General features: G+C 58.3%; 16 protein-coding genes and 3 tRNA genes. 10 read left to right on the top strand and 9 right to left on the bottom strand.

Translation table 11 applies throughout. The features are described 5' to 3' along the window. The 10 genes from uvrC (at window position 1) to ACA053_RS15540 (ending at window position 11,340) form a co-directional block, all read left to right on the top strand. Window positions 1-1,824 carry an excinuclease ABC subunit UvrC gene (gene uvrC / locus ACA053_RS15585; protein ID WP_109632020.1) on the top strand — a complete coding sequence of 608 codons (1,824 nt, stop codon included), beginning with the start codon at window positions 1-3 and terminating at the stop codon, window positions 1,822-1,824. Between the two features lie 32 nt (window positions 1,825-1,856). Continuing rightward, window positions 1,857-2,417, top strand: a complete 561-nt coding sequence (gene pgsA / locus ACA053_RS15580; RefSeq protein WP_109632018.1) for a CDP-diacylglycerol--glycerol-3-phosphate 3-phosphatidyltransferase — start codon at window positions 1,857-1,859, stop codon at window positions 2,415-2,417. 63 nt (window positions 2,418-2,480) lie between these two features. After that, window positions 2,481-2,556 (top strand) — tRNA-Gly (locus tag ACA053_RS15575). Window positions 2,557-2,602: 46 nt separating this feature from the next. Next, window positions 2,603-2,676: transfer RNA gene (locus ACA053_RS15570), tRNA-Cys, on the top strand. 162 nt (window positions 2,677-2,838) lie between these two features. Further along, window positions 2,839-2,925, top strand: a tRNA-Leu gene (locus ACA053_RS15565). Window positions 2,926-3,282: 357 nt separating this feature from the next. Further along, complete coding sequence (locus tag ACA053_RS15560; RefSeq protein ID WP_497393013.1) at window positions 3,283-4,443, top strand: thiolase C-terminal domain-containing protein; 1,161 nt, start codon at window positions 3,283-3,285, stop codon at window positions 4,441-4,443. 67 nt (window positions 4,444-4,510) lie between these two features. Then, entirely contained in the window at window positions 4,511-6,340 is a 1,830-nt protein-coding gene (locus ACA053_RS15555) for a DUF1302 domain-containing protein (protein ID WP_497393012.1), read from the top strand. A 33-nt stretch (window positions 6,341-6,373) separates the two neighbouring features. Continuing rightward, window positions 6,374-7,735: a DUF1329 domain-containing protein gene (locus ACA053_RS15550; protein WP_497393011.1), complete on the top strand. Its 1,362-nt coding sequence runs from the start codon at window positions 6,374-6,376 to the stop codon at window positions 7,733-7,735. A 74-nt stretch (window positions 7,736-7,809) separates the two neighbouring features. Beyond that, complete coding sequence (locus ACA053_RS15545) at window positions 7,810-8,868, top strand: WD40/YVTN/BNR-like repeat-containing protein (RefSeq protein WP_497393009.1); 1,059 nt, start codon at window positions 7,810-7,812, stop codon at window positions 8,866-8,868. A 36-nt stretch (window positions 8,869-8,904) separates the two neighbouring features. Next, window positions 8,905-11,340: an efflux RND transporter permease subunit gene (locus ACA053_RS15540; protein WP_497393008.1), complete on the top strand. Its 2,436-nt coding sequence runs from the start codon at window positions 8,905-8,907 to the stop codon at window positions 11,338-11,340. A 337-nt stretch (window positions 11,341-11,677) separates the two neighbouring features. Here ACA053_RS15540 and ACA053_RS15535 read toward each other — a convergent pair whose 3' ends face one another. From ACA053_RS15535 to ACA053_RS15495, 9 genes are all read right to left on the bottom strand, one after another. Then, window positions 11,678-12,223 (bottom strand): hypothetical protein, encoded by a 546-nt coding sequence (locus tag ACA053_RS15535; RefSeq protein WP_497393007.1) that lies wholly within the window; start codon window positions 12,221-12,223, stop codon window positions 11,678-11,680. 32 nt (window positions 12,224-12,255) lie between these two features. Continuing rightward, window positions 12,256-12,879, bottom strand: a complete 624-nt coding sequence (locus ACA053_RS15530) for an acid phosphatase (RefSeq protein WP_497393006.1) — start codon at window positions 12,877-12,879, stop codon at window positions 12,256-12,258. Window positions 12,880-13,426: 547 nt separating this feature from the next. After that, a complete protein-coding gene (locus tag ACA053_RS15525; protein WP_497393005.1) occupies window positions 13,427-14,260 on the bottom strand; it encodes an SDR family NAD(P)-dependent oxidoreductase in 834 nt (277 codons plus the stop codon). 57 nt (window positions 14,261-14,317) lie between these two features. Continuing rightward, window positions 14,318-15,886, bottom strand: a complete 1,569-nt coding sequence (locus tag ACA053_RS15520; RefSeq protein ID WP_497393003.1) for an AMP-binding protein — start codon at window positions 15,884-15,886, stop codon at window positions 14,318-14,320. Between the two features lie 116 nt (window positions 15,887-16,002). Then, window positions 16,003-17,277 carry an acyl-CoA dehydrogenase family protein gene (locus ACA053_RS15515; protein ID WP_497393002.1) on the bottom strand — a complete coding sequence of 425 codons (1,275 nt, stop codon included), beginning with the start codon at window positions 17,275-17,277 and terminating at the stop codon, window positions 16,003-16,005. Window positions 17,278-17,416: 139 nt separating this feature from the next. After that, window positions 17,417-17,830 (bottom strand): hypothetical protein, encoded by a 414-nt coding sequence (locus ACA053_RS15510; protein WP_497393001.1) that lies wholly within the window; start codon window positions 17,828-17,830, stop codon window positions 17,417-17,419. After that, entirely contained in the window at window positions 17,827-19,320 is a 1,494-nt protein-coding gene (locus ACA053_RS15505) for a DUF1254 domain-containing protein (protein ID WP_497393000.1), read from the bottom strand. Before ACA053_RS15505 ends, ACA053_RS15510 begins: the two co-directional genes overlap by 4 nt. A gap of 33 nt (window positions 19,321-19,353) precedes the next feature. After that, window positions 19,354-20,880 carry a DUF1254 domain-containing protein gene (locus ACA053_RS15500; protein ID WP_497392999.1) on the bottom strand — a complete coding sequence of 509 codons (1,527 nt, stop codon included), beginning with the start codon at window positions 20,878-20,880 and terminating at the stop codon, window positions 19,354-19,356. A gap of 117 nt (window positions 20,881-20,997) precedes the next feature. Next, window positions 20,998-22,014 carry an AraC family transcriptional regulator gene (locus ACA053_RS15495; protein WP_497392998.1) on the bottom strand — a complete coding sequence of 339 codons (1,017 nt, stop codon included), beginning with the start codon at window positions 22,012-22,014 and terminating at the stop codon, window positions 20,998-21,000. Window positions 22,015-22,076 lie beyond the last annotated feature (62 nt).

The raw sequence follows: 22,076 nt of genomic DNA, 5'->3' as shown, positions 1-22,076 counted from the left end.
ATGACTGAAGTCTTCGATCCAGGCGCTTTTCTGTCCACGGTCAGTGGGCGTCCGGGCGTCTATCGCATGTTCGATAGCGATGCACGTCTGCTGTATGTCGGCAAAGCCAAGAACCTGAAAAATCGTTTGTCGAGCTACTTCCGCAAATCCGGTCTCGCGCCCAAGACCGCTGCGCTGGTCGCCCGTATCGCCCAGGTCGAAACGACCATCACGGCTAACGAAACGGAAGCGTTGCTGCTTGAGCAGACGCTGATCAAGGAATGGCGTCCTCCGTATAACATCCTGCTGCGCGACGACAAATCCTACCCTTACGTCTTTCTCTCGGATGGCCAGTTTCCTCGCCTGAGCATCCATCGCGGTGCGAAAAAGGCCAAGGGCAAGTATTTCGGTCCGTATCCCAGCGCGGGTGCCATTCGCGAAAGTCTGAGTCTGCTGCAGAAGACCTTTTTTGTTCGCCAGTGCGAAGACAGCTATTACAAGAACCGTACGCGTCCTTGTCTGCAATACCAGATCAAACGCTGCAAGGCCCCGTGCGTCGGGCTGGTGGAGCCCGAGGTGTATGCCGAAGACGTTCGCCACTCGGTGATGTTCCTCGAAGGTCGCAGCAATGCGCTGACGGACGAGTTGTCCGCCGGCATGGAAGAAGCGGCGATCAACCTCGAGTTCGAACGCGCGGCCGAGCTGCGTGATCAGATTTCACTGTTGCGCCGGGTCCAGGACCAGCAAAGCATGGAGGGTGGAACGGGCGATATCGATGTGATTGCTGCGTTCGTCAATCCGGGCGGCGCCTGCGTTCACTTGATCAGCGTGCGCGGTGGGCGGGTGCTGGGCAGCAAGAACTTCTTCCCTCAGGTCGGCATCGACGAAGACGTTTCCGAGGTCATGGCGGCCTTTTTGGGGCAGTACTTCATTACCAGTCCCGAGCGCGACTTGCCGAGCGAACTGATCGTCAACGTGGTTCACGAGGACTTCCCGACGCTCATCACAGCCATAGAAGAGTTGCGCGGTCGTGAATTGACCATCAGCCATCGGGTGCGCGGTACCCGAGCGCGCTGGCAACAACTGGCCGTCACCAATGCCGAGCAAGCGTTGGGCGCGAGGCTGGCCAACCGTCAGCACGTCGCCGCACGTTTCGATGCCTTGGCCGAAGTGTTGAATCTGGACGAGCCGCCGCAGCGCCTTGAGTGCTACGACATCAGCCATTCCAGTGGCGAAGCCACCGTGGCGTCTTGCGTGGTGTTCGGTCCGGAAGGCCCGATCAAGTCCGACTATCGTCGTTACAACATTGAAGGCGTTACCCCGGGCGACGACTATGCGGCCATGCACCAGGCCCTAACCCGACGCTTCAGCAAGCTGAAGGACGGGGAGGGCAAGCTGCCGGATATTCTGTTGGTGGATGGCGGCAAGGGGCAGCTGTCGATGGCTCGCGACGTGCTCAATGAACTGGCGGTGCCTGACCTGATTCTGTTGGGCGTGGCCAAGGGCGCGACGCGCAAGGCCGGTTTTGAAACCCTGTACCTCAACGACGCGGCCCACGAATTCACCTTGCGCGGCGATTCCCCCGCGCTGCACCTGATTCAACAGATACGCGACGAAGCCCACCGTTTTGCCATTACCGGTCACCGCGCGCGCCGTGGCAAAACCCGTCGCACCTCGACACTTGAGGGGGTTGCCGGCGTCGGTCCGACACGGCGGCGCGATTTGTTAAAACATTTTGGTGGATTGCAGGAGCTGTCTCGTGCCAGCATCGAAGAGATCGCCAAAGCACCCGGGATCAGTAAAAAGCTCGCAGAGTTGATTTATGCAAATCTGCACAGCGAGTAGAATGCCACCTCACCTCGTAGCCAGTTGTGCCGATGAATATCCCTAATCTGATTACCGTACTACGCGTCCTGCTCATCCCGATCTTCATTTTACTGTTCTACCTGCCTTACCAATGGAGCTACCTGGCGTCTGCCTCGGTCTTCGCATTTGCCGCCGCCACAGACTGGCTGGACGGTTATCTGGCCCGTCGTCTGGAGCAAAGCACACCGTTCGGGGCTTTCCTCGATCCCGTGGCTGACAAGCTGATGGTGGCCGTTGCGCTGGTGCTGCTGGTGCAAGAACACGGCAACCTGTGGCTGACGCTGCCGGCCGCCGTCATCATCGGTCGCGAAATTGTCGTCTCGGCACTGCGCGAATGGATGGCCGAACTCGGCGCCCGCGCTCACGTTGCCGTGTCGAACCTGGGCAAATGGAAAACCGCCGCGCAAATGCTGGCGCTGGTGATCCTGCTGGCTAATCCGTCAGACTTCACCTTCTGGGTCTTGATCGGTTATGCCTTGCTGCTGGTGTCTGCCGGCCTGACATTGTGGTCCATGGTCCAATACCTGCGGGCTGCCTGGCCGCATCTGAAGACCGACGTGGAAAAGAAATAAAACTTTTTTGAATCAAAGGGTTGACGGGGCTTCTGGATTCTATAGAATGCGCCACACCAAGACGCGGGAATAGCTCAGTTGGTAGAGCACGACCTTGCCAAGGTCGGGGTCGCGAGTTCGAGTCTCGTTTCCCGCTCCAAGTTTGTATGCATTTGAAGTCGCGCTACATGACAGCAAATGTTTGAGGCCGAGTAGCAAAATGGTTATGCAGTGGATTGCAAATCCACCTACGCCGGTTCGATTCCGACCTCGGCCTCCACTATAAACAAGCTCCGTAGATCTATGATTTACGGAGCTTTTTTATTTCCGCAGCCTTGCAAGATTTTGTCTTGAAAAGGGTATCTGCGAACTTGCTTCACCGGGACGGGATGTATATATTTCGTCCTCTGCTGCACAAGCCAGACCGCTTCACCGCGCTACCGCCCGAATGGCGAAACTGGTAGACGCATGGGACTTAAAATCCCCCGCTCGTAAGGGCGTGCCGGTTCGATTCCGGCTTCGGGCACCATATATATCAAGGGCTTGCGTGAGATACCTCACGCAGGCCCTTGTTTTTTGCGCAAAAGACCGACCCCTGGTAAATCGAAAACCGCCTGACGGTGGCTATCCGTCGCCCGCTTAAGGATGCAGAACACTTGTCCTCGGCGGATTTTGAGCACGTCCTGACCACGGTTTCAGCCCGCGCCTACGCCAATCCCTTCCTTCTAGTGTTGCAACCCCGAGGTGATCTGTTCGGATCATCCTTTCATTCCCCCCCCTGATTTCGACCCACCCCCCCTGACGATGGGGGGGACGTCGGTTGGCTACGCAATAGTCTGGACTCAACAAGAGTGTGGTGCGTATCAGCTGGCGGGGAGCAGGGCATATGAGTGAAAGAGTGCTGATCGCCGGCGTGGGTATGGCGCCATTCCTGCCGCTGGGTGGCTGTGACACTCACTCGGCGTTGGCGGACCAGGCCATTCGTTCGACGCTGGAGGATGCTCGAATCGACTATGACCTGGTCGATCAGGTTTTCACCTCATGCGTTCAAGGCGATGTCTCTATCGGATCGCAGATGCTGTCCGGGATCGGCTATTCGGGCATCCCGATTTTCAGCCTCAGCGATGGATGTACGTCGGCCAGCAGTGCTTTTCAGTTGGCCCGGCACAGCATTCTTTGCGGTGAAGCCGAGTGTGCGTTGGTCGTGGGTGTTGAGTGCATGCCCGCACAGATTTCCAATCGCGAGTTTTTTGGATTGAAGGATCCCGCTGGAGATCTGTTCGGACACGACGGGCAAGTCCGGAATTCCGTCGTACTGGAGCGTCGACAGCATCCGGCCGTACTTTTTGCGGCTCAAACCAGGTGGCTGTTGACCCGTATGGGTATTACCGAGCGGCGCTTCGATGACGTGCTCGGTCGGGCGCGAGCGCAGGCCGCAGTCAATCCCAATGCGCTACTGAACCGCAGTCCGGATCGTGATGGATGGCTTCCGCCTTACCTTAGCCCGCCAGCTTGCGGTGCGGCGGCGGTCTTGATCTGTTCTCCGGCCTTCGCCCTGCGCTATGGCGTTCGGGCTGACGTGAGCATTCTGGCGAGTGCCCGAGGCAGCGACTGCGCGTCGGAACAGGAATCCGGTTGTGTGCTTGATGTGCTGGGACGGGCAACCACTCGGCGCGTGGTGCAACAGGCCTATCAGCAGGCTGGCCTGGGCCCCGAAGACATTGATGTGGTTGAGCTGCACGATCAAAGCGTTGGTGACTTCATGGTCAACAGTGCAGCTCTGGGCTTTTGCCGAGAGGAAGACATCGACCGTTTTGTGCAGTTAGGTCATCGGCTGAAAGGACAGATGAATGCGGTGTGCCCATCGGGCGGACTACTGGGCCGTGGACACGCCCCGGGTGCCACCGGTCTGGCGCAATTGGTCGAACTGGTCTGGCAACTGCGCGGCACGGCCGGGGGCAGGCAGATTGCAGGCGCCCGAACAGCACTCCAGCACAGCACAGCACTGGGTCGCTCGGTGTCGATCACTCTTTTGCAACGCACTTGATCGCAGGCTTTGCGAGCTGTGAATTCAACCCAAGTTTTTCGTAAACCAAGAGCAGGTGGCAAGTTAGATGAACAAAAATAATAAGATCTGCCATGCAAACCTCCACAAGGGGTTGCTGACTTCAGCCATCCTGGCGGGTCTGGGCATAACACCGGCACACGCACTGGAAATTGATACCGGCAACGAGGACCTGGCTGTTCGCTTCGACAACACAGTGAAGTTCAATTACGCCCAGCGGGTGGAGGCAGCCAACAGCAAGTTGGCCAACTCATGGAACAACAATGACGGGGATCGAAACTTCTCCTCCGGCAGTCCCGTTTCTCAGCGCATGGATGTGCTGTCCGAACTGGACGTTGTATACAAGCAGAAGGTTGGCTTTCGCGTCAGTGCGAATACCTGGTACGACCATGCCTACGACGATGTCGGCAGTGATAACGCATCGACCAACCAGCTCAATAGTGGTGTGCCAGACTCTCGCCACCAGAGTGGTTACGCCGATCGTTATTACAATGGGCCTTCTTCCGAAATCCTCGATGCCTTCGTTTTTGGCAGCACGGAAGTTGGCGATGAGTCGCTGCTCAGCGGCAAGGCAGGCAAGCACACCCTCTACTGGGGCGAGAGCCTCCTGGCCTTTGCCCACGGCAACAGTTACGGGCAATCCGGGCTTGATCTTTCAAAAGCGCTGGCCGTACCGGGAACTGAAGCCAAAGAGCTATTCATCCCGCGCAACCAGTTGTCCGCCAGCTTCACGTTCAACCCGGAACTGACCGTCGCGGCGCAATATTTTCTGGATTGGGATGCCGCCCGACTGCCGGAGTCTGGTACCTACCTTGGGTTTAACGACGGTATTCAAAGTGGTGGGCACAATCTGTCACTGATTGGCGGGCAGAATCCGCGGTTTGGTACTCCTGGACCGCTTGGTGCCAATCAGTTCCTGCGCCTGAGCAATGGTCATACCTTCACCCCCGACAAGCGAGGCGACTTCGGTTTGATGGCCAAGTGGAGTCCGGATTGGTTGCAAGGCACCTTGGGCGTCTACTACCGAAAAACCTCCGACATTCTGCCAAACCTGGCCTTGCAGCCGACCGCTGTAGGTCCTGCGCAACTGATCTCCGGCAACATCGGCAGCTACAACCAGTTCTACGTCGATGACATCGATATCTATGGCATCAGCCTGTCGAAAAGTCTTGGTGGAGTCAGCGTCGGTTTCGATCTGAACTACCGCGAGAACATGCCCCTTGCGAGCGTGGCGGGCTCCGTCAGCCCGGCCGCGGCAGCCGCAGGTGTGCCCGGCTTCATCGGCAGTTTTAACGGTGAAAACGGCGTGGCCCGCGGCAACACCGTGCACGCGGTACTCAACGGTCTGACCACCTTTGGTGACACACCGGTCTGGGACAGTTCTTCGCTGCTGGTCGAGCTTGCTTATAGCCGCTGGCTGGATGTGACCGAGAACAAACAACTGTTCAAGGGCGAGGACTGGTACCACGGCACTGACAAGGTCACCAAGGACAACTACATCGTCGGCGTCAACTTCAACCCGACCTGGTATCAGGTGTTCCCCGGCATCGATATGTTCATGCCGATGACCTACAACGTCGGCCTCAATGGCAACTCTGCCGTCCAGTTAGGCGGCAACGAAGACTCTGGCAGTTATTCGGTGGGTGTTGGCATGGACGTGCATAACCAGTATCGGTTCGACCTTAAGTACGTGGACAACTTCGGTCCATTCGACACGTGCAGTTCGGCAGGCAGCGCTGGCAATCAGGGAGACGGCGCTACACCAGGTGCCAACGGGCAATACAACTGCGTACCGGGGCAGACCACTGCCTTTGGCGGTACTCAGCCTCAGCTCAAGGATCGGGGCATGGTCACTTTTACGTTCAAAACGACCATTTGATCGAAGTCTTTGCTAGATAGCAGGAGTCACTCCATGAAGTTCGTAAATACTCTATTGTTTACTGCCTTGACCGTCGCCGTCGCAGGCGTGGCACACGCAGCCGTCTCCCCGGACGAAGCGGCAAAACTCGGCACCAGTCTGACGGGCGTCGGCGCTGAAAAGGCCGGCAATGCTGATGGCAGCATCCCGGCTTACACCGGCGGCCTTACCACGCTGCCAGCCAGTTACCAGTCGGGCAGCTCGTTTCGCCCAGATCCTTTTGAGGCCGATAAGGCACGTGCCGTCATCGATGGAAAAAACGTTGCTCAATATTCGGACAAACTGACCGCCACCACTCAAGAGTTGCTCAAGCGTTACCCGACCTTCCGTGTCGATGTTTTCCCAACCCATCGCAGCGTTGCGCTGCCGCAGCGGTTGCTGGATAACACCGCGAAAAACGCTGTCGGCACCCGAACGCTTGAGAGCGGTGTCGCACTGGAAAACGCGCTGCCAGGCATTCCTTTCCCGATCCCGAAAGATGGCTATGAGGCCATGTGGAACCACCTGCTGCGCTACCAGGGTTACGCCACCAACTTCAAATACGATTCCTGGAACGTCGACGGTTCCGGCAAGGCGATTCTGGCCACCACCGGTAACGCCTATCTCGAATACCCGCTCTACGATCCGAAACGCACTGACCCGGCGAAAGAGAGTGACCTGTTCTTCAAGACCAAACTCTATTACCAGGCCCCGGCCCGCCGTGCGGGTGAAGCCATCCTGGTACAGGATGCCGTCAACCCTCTGAAGATGGAACGTCGTGGCTGGCAATACCTCCCGGGTCAACGCCGTATAAAACTTGCGCCGGACATCGCTTACGACACCCCTAACCCTGGCTCGGCCGGTGCCTCGACTTATGACGATGCCTGGGTGTTCAACGGCGCATTGGACCGTTACGACTTCAAACTCGTCGGCAAGAAGGAAATGATCATTCCTTACAACACTTACAAGCTGAACTACCACAAGGAAGCAGCAGATATCACCACCGCGCACCACGTCAATCCGGATCTGATGCGCTGGGAGCTGCACCGCGTGTGGGTCGTGGAAGCCACGTTGAAACCAGGCAAACGCCACATCTACAGCAAGCGCACCTTCTACCTCGACGAAGACAGCTGGATCGCCCTGGCTTCGGACGAATATGACGCCAGCGGGAAGCTGTACCGCGGTTCCTTTGCGCACTTGGCTTACAGCTATGACGTACAGGCGCCGAACTCGGACAACCATATGATTTATGACTTTGTTTCCGGCAGCTACAACATCACCGGCATCTACGGCCCGTATGGCGGCATCAAATACATCGACCCGCTTTCAAAAGCGCAGTGGGCGCCTGAGTCGTTGGCCGGCACGGGTATCCGTTAACCGAACTCCATAGCGTCACTTTCCATCGGGAAGCGGTAGAGCTTCCCGGTGGTTTTTTTATCCGGGAAACAGTTATGAAAAACTTCAAGTGGATGGCGTTGGCCGCACTGGCCTCGGCGCTGGCGCTGGCGTTCACCCGACCCGTGGTGGCGGCACCGTTCGGCGATACCCTGGACAGTCCGGCCATTCAGAGTGAAAAGGCGGTTTTAGGCGCGTTTACGGGACTGACCAGTGCTGGAAAGCGTTTGGTCGCGGTGGGTCAGCGAGGCCATATTTTTTATTCCGATGATGCCGGCGTGCGCTGGCATCAGGCACAAGTACCGGTGAGTTCCGACCTGGTAGCCGTGCAGTTCCCCAGCCCGACACAGGGCTGGACAGTCGGCCACGATGGCGTGGTGTTGCACAGCGACAACAAAGGTGAAACCTGGAGCCGTCAGCTCGATGGCCGTCAGATCGGGCAGATCATGCTCGAACACTATCAGCGCCAATCGGCACCGAATGACGTGTTATTGGCCGAAGCCCAACGAATGATCGATGAAGGGGCGGATAAACCCTTTCTGGATGTGTGGTTCACCGACGAGAAAACCGGCTATGTGGTCGGCGCGTTCAACCTGATTTTGCGTACCGACGATGGTGGTCAGACCTGGGTTCCCTTGATGGATCGTACTGACAATCCTGGGGCGCTGAATTTCTATGGGATGCGCGCAATCGGCGACGACCTGTTCATCGTCGGTGAGCAAGGTCTGGTTCTGAAACTGGACCCGACAACGCAGCGCTTCGTCAACGTTCCTACGCCCTACAGCGGCAGCTATTTCGGCATCACCGGCACGCCGGGCGCCGTGCTGGTTTATGGCCTGCGGGGCAATGTCTACCGCAGCGTCGATCACGGCGCGAACTGGGAAAAAGTCGAGGTGGGCCTGTCCTCAAGCATCACCACGAGCACGGTCACGACTGAAGGCCGAATCATCCTGGTCAGTCAGGCCGGCCACGTAATGGTCAGTGCTGACAACGGTGCAACGTTCACACAACAACCACAAACACGTCTGGGGCCTGCCACTGCGGTGCAGACCAGTGCGTCAGATGCCGTGGTGGTCGCGGGCACCCAGGGGTTGCGTCAGCTGCCCTTCGAATAAGCCCACTTCACACAATAAAAAGAGACGAGCCACGTCATGGGTAACTACAACCTCGATACGATGCCGGTGATCCGAGAGCTCAAGGGCTTCGATGCACGTTCCGGCAATGTCCTTGAACGCCTGATCTTCAACAATCGCCTGCTGGTGGTGCTGACCTGCCTGATCGTGACGGTATTGCTGAGCTATTTCGCAGCCACTCGGCTGACGCTCAATGCCAGTTTCGAAAAGATGATTCCGCAGAGTCAGCCGTACATCAAAAATTACCTTGAAAATCGGCAGTTACTACGCGGGCTGGGCAATACGGTTCGGGTGGTGGTGGAGAACACCGACGGCGACATTTATGACCCGAAATACCTGGAGGTGCTCAAGCAGGTCAACGACACGTTGTTCCTGACGCCGGGTGTGGACCGGGCCTGGATGAAGTCTTTGTGGACGCCGGCCGTTCGCTGGACTGAAGTCACGGAGGAGGGCTTCCGTGGCGGTCCGGTCATGCCGGACTCCTACGACGGCACGGGCAGTGGCGTCGAGCAGCTGCGCTTGAACATTGCCCGCTCCGGCATCATTGGCAGTCTGGTCGGCAACAACTTCAAATCGACCATGATTGTGGTGCCGCTGCTGGAGAAGGATCCGGTCACGGGCGCCGCCATCGACTATCACCAGTTCTCGCGGATGCTCGAAGAGCAACTGCGTGACAAGTTCGAATTTGCCGGCAGCAGCGCGGAACACAAGGCGGGTGAAGAGGGCAAGGGCTCGATCAAAATCCGCGTGATCGGATTCGCCAAACTGGTGGGTGACCTGATCGATGGCCTACTACTGATCATGATGTACTTTGGCGCGGCCGCGTTGATCGCCACCGCCATCATTTATGCGTTCACCCGGTGCGTGCGCAGCACCGCGCTGGTGATCTTGTGCTCAGTGATCGCGGTCGTCTGGCAACTGGGCTTGATCACTTTGTTCGGTTACGCGCTCGACCCGTTTTCGATTCTGGTGCCGTTCCTGGTGTTCGCCATTGGCGTGTCCCACGGAGCACAGAAAATGAACGGGATCATGCAGGATGTCGGACGCGGCACCCACCAACTGGTCGCTGCGCGTTATACCTTCCGCCGGTTGTTCCTGGCCGGACTGACCGCACTGCTGGCCGATGCCGTGGGTTTTGCGGTGCTGATGCTGATCGACATTCCAGTCATCCAGGATCTGGCCGTCACCGCGAGTATTGGCGTAGCGATCCTGATCTTCACCAACCTGGTGCTGCTGCCGGTGTTGCTGTCCTATTGGGGCGTCAGCCCGAAAGCGGCGGCGCGTAGCTTGCGCCAGGAGAACAAGGAGCTCAAAGGCAAGGGCCTCGGCAGTCTGTGGAACCTGCTCGACCGTTTTACCGAACGCCGCTGGGCGACGGTGGCGGTGGTGGTTGCAGGGTTGATGGCGGTGGGCGGCTTCGTGGTCAGCACGCACTTGAAGATCGGCGATCTCGATCCGGGTGCACCTGAGCTGCGTGCCGATTCGCGCTATAACCGCGACAACGCCTACATCACGGCCAACTACTCGCTGTCGAGCGACCAATTCGCGGTGATGATCAAAACTGCCAGCGAAGGCTGCCTGAAGTACGAAACCCTGGTGGAAGCCGATCGTCTCGGCTGGTTGCTGCAACAGCAGCCGGGCGTGCAGACCACGGTGTCGCTGGTCAATGCGGTGCGGCAGATCACGGCGGGTTCCTACGAGGGCAACCCGAAAATGCTGACCATCGCGCGCAATCAGAACGTGCTCAACTACGGCGCGCAGCAGGCTTCGGTGAACAACCCGGAGTTGTTCGATAACGATTGCTCGATGATGCCGGTGATCGCTTATCTCTCGGATCACAAGGCTGAAACCCTCGATCATGTGGTGAAGGTCGCCGATCAGTTCGCCCGCGAACACAGCAATGGCGATCGCCAATTCATGCTCGCAGCCGGCAGCGCCGGGATCGAAGCCGCCACAAACATAGTCGTGCGTGATGCCAACCGCACCATGCTGTTTTATGTGTATGGCGCGGTGATCGTGCTGTGTTTCATCACCTTTCGCAGCTGGCGCGCCGTAGTAGTGGCGGTCGTACCGTTGATGCTGACGTCGATTCTCTGCGAAGCGTTGATGGTCTGGCTAGGTATGGGTGTCAAGGTCGCGACATTGCCGGTGATTGCCCTGGGTGTCGGTATCGGTGTCGATTACGCGCTGTATCTGCTCAGCGTCCAACTGGCTCAACAACGTGCGGGACTGTCGTTGACCGAGGCGTACAAGAACTCGGTCGCGTTCACCGGCAAGGTCGTGGCGCTGGTGGGAATCACTCTGGCGGCAGGTGTCATTACCTGGGCCTGGTCACCGATCAAGTTCCAGGCCGACATGGGCATCCTGCTGACCTTCATGTTCATCTGGAACATGATCGGGGCGTTGGTGTTAATACCTGCTCTGTCGCATTTCCTCCTCCGACGCGCACATTAAAAAGAAAACGACCTGTAGGGGCAGGCTTGCTGGCGATGGCGGAGTGTCAGTCGCCAGTGCTGTTGGATGTGCCGGCCACATCGCGAGCAGGCTCGCTCCTACAGGGGCCCGCAGCTCCGGCGTCACGCTTGTGGGAATCCGGTAAAAAAAGAAGCCCGGCATGCGATATGCTGCCGGGCTTCTGGTTTGTGGTAGGTCTCGAGCTATTCACTCACTCAATGGCAAATCATCGGCATGCCTGAATAGACCCAATATGCCGAGGCTGTAATGCCGCAGACCCAGGCAATGGCCTGCCAACGTCCGTTTTGCCAGAGCCACTTGCGCAGATAATTGGTCATCACCGTTGCGCCGCCGCTTTGCGCACGCCAGAGACCGCATAACAAACACCGACAAAATAGACGAGGATGCTGATTCCCTGCGCAGCGAGCCATAGGTTCTTTCCGGCTTGCACCGGTTCGAAATAGAAATTCGGCCAGATCTTGTTGCCCACGTAAAAGCCCACGCCGGCTGCCACAAGTTCGGCGATAAGGCCATATGCACAGAGCCTGGCGGCGATGCGCTCGAGTCTGGAAACGCTCGGCATAGCGCCTTGACGGATCGTGGCCAGGTAGCACAACCCGATAGCGATCATGCCAAGGCTGCCGATTTTGAGCGTCATCTCGGCCAGGACCGCGGGGCAGCCCCACCACAGCGTGACGTTCTTCAGAAATACCGGTCCGACATCTCCCTGCTGGGCGCCGACCATGTAGTGCAGGATCGGGATGAAGCCAACGACGAAACCGGTAATGAACAAGCCAAGACCCCAGCGGATGAATGACCAGCCCAGTTCGGCGCGCGTGACGGTTGCTACGTCACCGACGATGGCCATTGTTGCGTTGCTCATATGAATGTTTCCTGCTGTATGGAGGAGCGCCACTAAGGGCGGGTGGCGAGCGACTGTGTCTCTGCTTGGCAGTCACGTGCCGGTTTCAGGCCTTTCGCACGTACCGCAGCGAGTTCCCGCTTGGCGATATCCAGATCGTCGAGGAATACAGGATCAGCGTGCAGACGGGCGACTGCGGCTGCACCGATGAGCCGCCCTGCGTCGACGTCGCTCTGCCAATGTACGTTGCAAATCACCCGGCTTTGGCCATAGGCAAAACCCCGTGCAAGAAGGGCATCGGTACGTTCAGGTGCCATCTCGGACAAGATCAGTGCCCATGCCCAGCCGACGGCGCTGTGTCCGGACGGGTAGGATCCGTCTTTTTTCAAGGGGCCCGCGTCCGGGGCACAGATAGGTGCCTGATTCACCATCAAGGGGCGTGTGCGAACGTAGAAATTCTTGGCTGCATAGGTTGCCAGTCCGGCATCCGTCAGCGAGCGACGCAAGAGTTGATACAGGTAGGGTGTGTCGTCGCTGCTAATCGGGGCATTCAACGCACAGCTGAATGTCTCGGCGGCCTGCGGAAATCGCAGATCGTTGTCGGCGGTTGCCAGCGCCCATCGCGGTGTATCCCGTAAGTCGAGGGCAGCGCGAGAAATCGCTTCGTCACGCGCCATGTCTGCGGAGTTCTGCTCGGGAGGGGCAGGGAGCAATGCGCGGCTGTCGGGTAAGGATTCAGGCGACAGATAACCGGTCAACAGACCGGGGCGAAACTCAGATACGGCCGTCGGTTGAGCAGGCGCATCGGCATACGCAGCAGCAACCCATAGAGCGAGACTGGTTCCCAGCCAAAAGGGTCGGAGATTCACAGGCGTTCTCATTTGTGGTTATCAAAGTGATGAGTGAATCAACGCAACGAAGAAAAACTCACTTCTGGCCTGAAACAGGCGTAGTGATTTGACTGGCATTCATTTGCCGTCAGTTGCTGCGGCTTTATCTGAAAAGCACTCAGAACGTCGATGAGGATGGGGGTGGCGGCCAGCAACAGAATTGCAGAGAACATTATTATTGTTTTCATCTCATCTACCTGCTTGCGAGTAGTGTTGGAGACTCTTTGGAGCATCTAACTGTTCAGCACAAAAAATGACCCGATCCAAATGTTCTTTCCCCCCCTTTGATGGGGGGGGAGGGACGGGGTCATGTCAGAATGGCTGCCAACCGAAACTAGTTCTGCTCGGCGTAAAGCCACTTGCGATTGCGGTACAGGTAGGCAATCAGGCGGAAATAGCTTTCCGGCATCCAGCGCTTGAGGCGCCAGGCCCATTTGGCGTCAGGCTGGGTCATAACGTAGAGGCGGCCTTTTTCCAGTGCGCGAAACATATCGGCGACAATGTGCTCGGAGGTGAATCGGGATTTTTTCAGTTGGGCCAACAGGCGCTTTTCCATAGCGCGCTCGCTGGTAAGCGAGTCGCCCAGCGATGTCGCGAACACGGTCGGGCACACCACGGTGACGCCGATATCAAATCCACTGAGCTCGGACTTGAGGGTCTCCGACAGGGACACCACACCCGCCTTGGCCACGTTGTAGGGCGACATTTCTGGCCCGGACAAGGTACCGGCGCTCGAAGCGGTATTGATAATGCAGCCGCCGCCCTGATTCTTCAGCAAAGGCACGAAGGCCCGGCAGCCATAGATAACGCTCCACAGATCGACGTTGATGACCTTTTCCCACTCTTCCAGGGGCAGGTCATCAATCATTCCCGCAGAGGCAATACCCGCGTTGTTGAATACCAGGTCGACGCCGCCCCACAGTTGTTTGACGGTGTTGGCGGCCTCCTGCAAAGCCTCCTGCCGGGTGACATCCAACACCATGCTGAAGGTCTCGGCGCCGTGTTTGCGCAGCTGCGCCTCAGCCTGGTCCAGTCTTATCACGTTGATGTCGGCGATCAGCAGTTTCCAGCCCCTGCTTGCCAGGTGCATGCAGATGGCTAGGCCAAAACCACTGGCGGCGCCTGTCACGAAGGCGCGTTTTGCCGGGTATTTCTGTTCGAGTTTCATGATTGCTCGCAATGCCGTTGTCGTTGCTGAAATAGGCGGTGGTAGGCGTGGGAGTACTCAGTGCACAGCCCTGGTCTTACCCTGCCAATACGCTTTACGCAGTTCGGTTTTCAGGACCTTGCCTGCCGGGCTGCGTGGCAATTGCTCGATGAAGTCGACGCTCTTGGGGGTCTTGACACTTCCGAGTCGGTCCTTGACCAATGTAATCAGGTCATCGCCCGTGCAGCTCTTGCCCGGCTTAAGCTGGACAATTGCCTTCACCGCTTCGCCCCATTTGTCGTCAGGAATACCGATGACGGAACAATCCTGAACGGCGTCATGGGTGGTCAGTACCTGTTCGATCTCGTTCGGATAGACGTTGAATCCACCGGTAATGATCATGTCCTTCTTGCGGTCGACAATGGTGATATAGCCGTCCTCAGCCATGACTCCGACGTCACCGGTGTGGTGCCAGCCTTGTTGACGGACTTCGGCAGTCGCCTGAGGATTCTTGAAGTAGCCCGGCGTCACCAGATCGCCGCGAATGCAGATTTCCCCCGCCTCGCCACGCGCCACTTCCTCACCTTCGTCATTCAGAATGGCGACGGTGTTGAGTACACAGGGCCGGCCAATGGATTGCAGGCGCGCCTCATTGATGGTGCCGTCCGCGTCGATGTAGTCCCAGGGTGCCTTGGCGGTAATCGCCGCCGGCGCTTCGGACTGGCCAAACGCCTCGGACATAACCGGGCCGAACACCTGCACGGCTTCCTTGAGCTTTTCCAGTGACGTCGGTGCAGCACCGACCAGGAAATGCTTCAGCGAGCGGTAGTTCCGCTGGCGGATGTCCGGCAACGCCAGCAGCATGTACAGCACAGTCGGCGGCAGGAAAAGATGGGTGACCTGGTATTTTTCGATCGCATCGGCAACCGCTTCCGGGACGGCGCCGGCCATGATCGCGTTGGCCCCGCCACGCGCGAAGTGCAGGCATCCGGTGAGGCCGGCGGTATGGGTCATTGGCGCCACCACCAGATGGCAGGTGGAGTCGTGATAATCGAAGTGTGCGTAGAAGTTGCTGAAGAAGGTGTGGATGTTGCGATGGGTAATCATCACCCCCTTCGATTTTCCGGTCGTGCCACCGGTGGGGTACAGGGCAAAGGTATCGTCCAGGCTGCCGGTTCTGACGGCGGGGGTATAGCTCGCCGGAGCACCTTGCGACCACGCTTCGAGGGAAGTCCCGACGCCGCAATCGCCGTCAATGCAAACAAGCTCCCGAAGCCCGGGGCAACGCACTTTCAGTTGCGCCGCCTCATTGGCGTAGGTGCTATGAAACAGCAGCAACTCGCCTTCGAAATCATTGAACAGATCAACATTGGCCGCCACCGTGTTGCGCGGATTGACCGGCAGCCAGACGCAACGTGCGCGGAACACGCCCAGCAGCGCCAGGAAGGCGACAGTGCTATTGGGGGCCAGAACGCCGACATGGCCACCGGCACTGAAGCCGTTGTGGGCGATTGCGCCGGCTATGGCTTGCGTCACGGGCGCCGCCTGGGCATAGGTCACCGCGCTGGCATCGTTGCCAACGTCGACGAAGGCCAGATTGTGCGGGTAAAAACGTACTGCGTTATCGAAGTGATCGATGATCCGCATGGCAAATGCACTCCATTAAACAGGTGTCCACAACGACTGGCTTTTTCGACACAGCGTTATCCTCGGGCTGCACTCATGGCAGCCCGGGAATGTGGTGGATTGGGTCGTTGGGGGAATCAGTTGGCGCGTTGGTAGGCGCGGCTGAGCCAACGCATGCCCTTTAGTTTGAGCACGTTGGTTTCACCATCCTCGATCATCGATGCCCGGGCGTCGCGCATGAGCTTCTCGATCGGGTATTCCCTGGTCAGGCCATTGCCGCCGAACAATTGCAGCGCTTCGCTGGCTACCTGGAACGCAGTCTCGGTGACATAGGTCTTGCTGGTGATCGAGGCCAGCAGGTGAGGGCCTTTTTCGCTGTAGTTGTAGGCGAACACGCGATGGGCAATCGCGCGCGAGAGCTCGACCTTCTGCCACAAGTCGAAGGTGCGCAGCTGCACGCTCTGATGGTTGATGATCGGTGTGCCGCCTTGCTTGCGCTCGTGAACATACGCCAGTGCATGTTCGAAGGCCGCACGGGCCACGCCAGTGAAGGTCGCGGCCATTTCCATGTTGCCGAACGTCAGGGCGCCGAAGAAACTGGTGATGGCCGCTTCACCCTCGGCGAGGGCGTATTTGCGAGGCACACGCACTTCATTGAAATAGATCTCACCCTGGGGCAGGGCACGCTGGCCGAGTTTTTCCAGCGGCTTGCCCTTCGAAACACCCGGCAGGTCGAGGGGGATGAGAATGGCGATGTGATTCAACCCCGCGCCATTTCCATGTTCCAGGCCATTACCGTAGTCGCAAGGGATGTAGGCCAAGGCAGTCGCCGCCAACGGCGCATACGAAACCCACGCCGAGGACTGGCCTTGAACGATCACTTCATCGCCGTCGACCCGCGCGTAAAGGTTGCCACGCGATTGCTTGGTGCCACGTTGAACCAGGTCGGCGTCGATGTCGACGATGTCGCTGCCACGGTCGGGCTGGGTCGCGAGCCAGCAGCCGGGGAGTCCGCCAAATCGCTCGATGAGTTCCGGGTTACCGGAATTGTGCGCCGCGTACGCCGGGAACGAAGATGCCAGTGTGGCGATGGCCAGGCCCGAATCGCCCCAGCCAAGTTCTTCAAAAATGATCGGCATGATGCGCGACTTTTGCTGGCTGTCCATGGCCGCCAGTGCGCCCAGATCGAGCAGGCCGGATTCGTGCACCTGACGCATGTAGTCGAACAGGGGAGAGCCCGGCGCAACCACTTCCTCGGCAGTCATCTTGTCCAGCTCGGCGCCAATCGGGCGCATGACGTTCTTGGCGAAGCTGTGCGCCACTTCCTGAATGGCCCGTTCTTCTTCCGTCAAGTCACTTTCCAGACCGCAAAGGCCCAGGACAGGCTCGACAATTTTCTCCAGATCGAACATCGATAATTCCTCTTGTTATTGTTCCAACCGATTGACCGAGAGTAATCCGTTACGAAAACGCCGACTTATCGAATCGGGCACAGCACTTGTCCCTGTGACCCTTATTTGAAGGGGCTCGATAAGTCGGGAGGGGGATCTGCTAAATGCGGTTAGCCAGCGCAAATCGGGTGTTGCTCAAGTAGCGCCAGAACAGCGCTGCGTAGAGAATGTCCATCGATGCCAAGGCCGGCAGCGGCCAGGGAATACTGCCTGCCAACCAATGGCCATAGATGAGGATCACAAACACAGGTTTCAGGAGCACCCCGAGCAGGATGTACGGGCGATAGCGCACTGGATCGACGCTGATCATCCAGTACACCCCACCGAACATGACCACCAGCGTCATGGTGAGATGAATGAACAGGGCAGACGTCGGCGTGATTTCCAGTCCCATCAGATCCGCAACCGGACCCATGGCCACCAGCAACGGAAGCCCTGCGAGCACGTTGAAGCAAGCGGCGGATTTGAACAGCCCATTGGTGTAGTTGTTTGACAGGGTGCGAACTGGAGTCATGGTTTCACTTCCTCGATCTCGCCTGGCCGCCAAGTCTTGTCGAACCACGGCTCAAGAGGTCCATAGAGACGAAGCACGGTGTTCCAGCCTTTGCCTGGCATGGTTTGAACCCAGTTGCTTTCCTTGCCTGCCGGCGCTTTGGGACCGAAGAACAGGTCCACCGAGGTGTCGGGGTTGATCACGATGCCTTTGCGCTGGCTGCCGATACTCGGGAACTGCTGGTCGGTTTGCAGCATTGAGCGCGTCTGGTTGTCGTAGAGCACGACCGACCAGAAGTTCTTCGCCGGGATATTGGCCGGCAGGTGCAGCCGGTAGGTCTTGGCTCCATCGAGGGGCTGCTGGTTGGCGTCTACGAAGGCCAATGCGTACTGCGACCCGACGCCAACCATTTTGGCGATCATCGCCGGTGTATTGCCGGTGGCGTAGAAGTAGAAATACGTGCGTGAGTCGAGCAAGCGAACGCCGTCACGCTCGTAGCGATGGCCGCCACCGATGAAGGGCGTACCCCAGGCGCTGTCCGGATAGAGATACGAATCCTTGATGTGCGAGCGGAAGGTGAGCGTGCGTGCCGTGGCGCTGCCAACGGCTGCGGCGTCGGTGAGGATCTTCTTCATCCGCTCGTCAGGTGCGAAGGGTTTGCCTTTTTCAATGCCGATAGCAGCCAACAGGCCCAGCGTTTCCGGGTCCATCGCCGCATTCGGTTCCTCCTGCACCACTTCATTGACCTCGTCGAAGAAGTTGATGTCCATGGCGTGGATGGTATTGAACGCCTTGCCGGAGACATTGACGAAATTCGTCGTCGGCGGGGTAGCGGCCTGCGCCAGCGGATAGATACGCAGGTTCTGCTTGATGTTCTCGACGCCAGGTTTCGGGTCGCCATTGACCTGAAACGCCCGGGTGATGAACAAGTTGCCGAAGGTCGGTGACCTGAACACGAAGTAGCCTTCCGGCACAGGGCCATCGTATCCCGGAGGCAGAAGTAAATATTTGCCGCCCTTGCCCTTGTCGGGTCCGGCGTTGCCGAGGTCGCCGACGTAACGAAACCAGAAGTCGTCGATGATGCTGAGCGTGTTGGGCGGGCTTTCGATGACGATCGGTCCGTCCTTGAGGTCGATCCAGGCCCAGCCGTAGATGCTTTCGCTGTTGCCCGTCAGGAACAGCGACTTGGCGTCCATCAGGTTCTCAAACAGCGCAACGGTCTGGTTGGCCGGTCCGAATTGGGTGATGCCTTTGCGTATCGCCGACATCGAAGCCGCCGGCATGGCCGTGAGGAATGCTTGCACGCCGCGCTGGAAGTCGAGGTTGTCGTAGACCTTCTGCGTGGTCGCCTCGTCCGGGAAACCGTCGGTGAAACTGAGGGTGCCGAGCCGCGTCTCGAGGCTATTGGGGGTCACGATCGAAGGCGGGATGTCCGTTTTGTAGGTCTGGGCGAATGCCGACGACACCGTGGAGGCACCGAGCAGCATCAGGGTTGCAAGTCTGATGTTCATTGATTGATTCCTTACATTGTCCGCGCCAGAGGCTCACTTGATCTCTTCAATTTCACCCGGTTGCCAGGTCTTGTCGAACCAGGCATCGAGCGGGCCGTAGAGACGGAAGAGGGTGTTCCAGCCTTTGCCGGGAAGGGTCTGCACCCAGTTGCTTTCCTTGCCGGGTGGCGGCTTGGGACCGAAGTACAGGTCTACCGAGGTATCGGGGTTGATCACGATGCCTTTGCGCTGGCTGCCGATACTCGGGAACTGCTGGTCGGTCTGCAGCATCGAGCGCGTCTGATTGTCGTAGAGCACGACCGACCAGAAGTTCTTCGCCGGAATGTTTGGGGGCAAATGCAGGTGGTAGTTCTTGGCGCCATCGAGTGGCTGACCTTTGGCGTCGACAAATGCTGCGGCGTATTGCGAGCCGACACCGACCATCTTCCTGACCAGCGCGGGCGTATTAACGGTGGCATAGAAGAAGTAGAACAAGCGTGCGTCGAGCTGGCGGACGTCGTCTTGCAGGAATCGATAGTCACCGCCGGCGAACAGCTTGCGCCACCCACTGTTGGGGTAGTGAAAGGCATCCTGCGAACGGGGCCTGGTGGCAACGGCCCGCGCCGTAGCGCTGCCGACCGACGCCGCTTCGGTGAGAATTTTCTTCATCCGCGCGTCCGGCGCGAATGGCTTGCCTTTCTCGATGCCGATGGCGGCGAGCAGGCCGAGTGTCTCCGGATCGAGCGCCGCGTTCGGCTCTTCCTGCACCACCTCGTTGACCTCTTCGAAGAACGCGAAGTCCATGGAATGGATGGTGTTGATCGTTTTTCCGGAGATGTTGACGAAGGTCGCCGCCGGTGGATTGGCGGCCTGCGCAAGCGGATAGATGCGCAACTGCTTCTTGAAACTCTCGACCGCAGGTTTCGGGTCGCCGTTCACCACAAAACCGCGGCTGGCGAACCAGTTGTTGAAGGTTCGGGATTTGAAGACGTGGTAACCCTCAGGCACTTGCCCCTCATAGTCCGGAGGAAGCAACAAGTACTTGCCGCCTTGGCCCTTGTCAGGCCCGGCGTTACCGAGGTCAGTGACGTAGCGGTACCAGAAGTCGTCGACGAAGCCGAGGGTATTGGGTGGGCTTTCGATCACGACCGGTCCGTTCTTCAGATCGATCCATCCTGAGGCGTAGACACTTTCGCTATTGCCCGTCAGGAACAACGATCGGGAGTCCATCAGGGTCTCGGTGATGAACAGCGTTCCGTTGTCTGGACCGAGCGATCGCAGGCCCCTGCGCATTGCCACTTGTGAGGCGGCGGGAATCGTCGAAATAAACGCCTGTACGCCGCGTTGGAAATCGAGGTTGTCATAGACCTTCTGCACGGTCGCCTCATCCGGGAAACCGTCGGTGAAGCGCAGGGTGCCTAGCCGTGTATCGAGGGTTTCGGGAGTCACGATCGAAGACGGGATATCGGTTTTGTAGGACTGGGCAACTGCCGTCGTAGCCATGAGTAAACCGAGCACGACGCAGAGGGAAGACTCAAGTCTGCGTGCGACGCCTGCACGGCTCATTTGGGGCAATGTCATTCTTGTTGTTCTCCATTGATGCGGACGAAGTCATCCAGCCGATTTTGGCTGGCTTATTCTGAGAACTGCTCCGCATCAATGGTTTGTTAATGCACGACAAACATTTGTGATTGGATGTCACACAGCCTGAAGTGAGGTCGGTTGAACGCGGCGCCAGGCACTCGGCGACATTCCATACCAGCGCTTGAACGCGTGTGATAGCGAGCTTTGTTCGGCATAACCGAGCAACAACGCCACTTGTGAGATTCGCAATGTCGGATCACTGAGGTACAAGGCCGCACGTTCGCGGCGGATGTCGTCCACCTGTTTCTCGAATGCCAACCCTTGATCTTCCAGGCGCCGCTGAAGGGTTCGCACGCTGACGAAGTAGTGGCTGGCGATGGTGTCGAGGGTGCAACGGCCGGTCGGCAGCAGTTTACGAATCAGCGCGTCCAGCTGGTGTTCGAGGTCGAGCCCGGACGCGTCGGCAATCCGTTCCAGATAGTCGGTGACGAGGGCTTTCATCTCCGGATCGTTGCCGTCCATCGGGCGCGCAGTATCACTTGCAGAAAATTCGAGCCCGAAATTAGCTTGCGAGAATCTGGAGGTACAACCGAAGGTACGAGAGTAGTAATCCTTCGATAGCAAGGGGGCATGGGTGAAGAAAATCCCTCGCGGCCGGGCATTGGCACCGGCCAGTATCTGAAAAACACCGACGCCCGCCATAAGGCACCATTGCTCAAACTGGCGCGCGATACCCACTCTGGGCACTTTGATCTGATAGGTCAGTCGCAGCCCGCTGGCGATGCCTTCACATTTGAGCTCCACGGCGGGGTTGAGCAGGCTGATGAAGCGCGCAGCCGCGCCGATCGCCTCGCCAACGGTGGCGCATTGAGTCAATGCCAGCATCACCGGACCAAGGGGAGCGCGCCCCTGCACCGTACCGAGTCGAATACCGAAATCCGGACATTCCAGGTCATCGGCGCAAGCTTCCATCAAGCGGATCAGCGCTGAGCCTGGAATGGGTACTTCACTTTGATCAAGCCCTTGCAGCGGCAGTTGGAAGCGTTTTTCGTAACCCGCCACGTCGCCACCCAGTTCTTCGATCAGGTTCGCGAAGCCCTGCAGCACCCAGCCGCGCATGTACGGCGTCATAACCACTTCTCCTTGATGACGTGGCTGCCATAAACGGCATTCAATCACAAATGTTTGGCGTG

The organism is Pseudomonas sp. LBUM1672, from assembly GCF_059695655.1.
The sequence above is the reverse complement of the archived record's forward strand: the minus strand, read 5'-3'. Positions and strand labels throughout refer to the sequence as shown.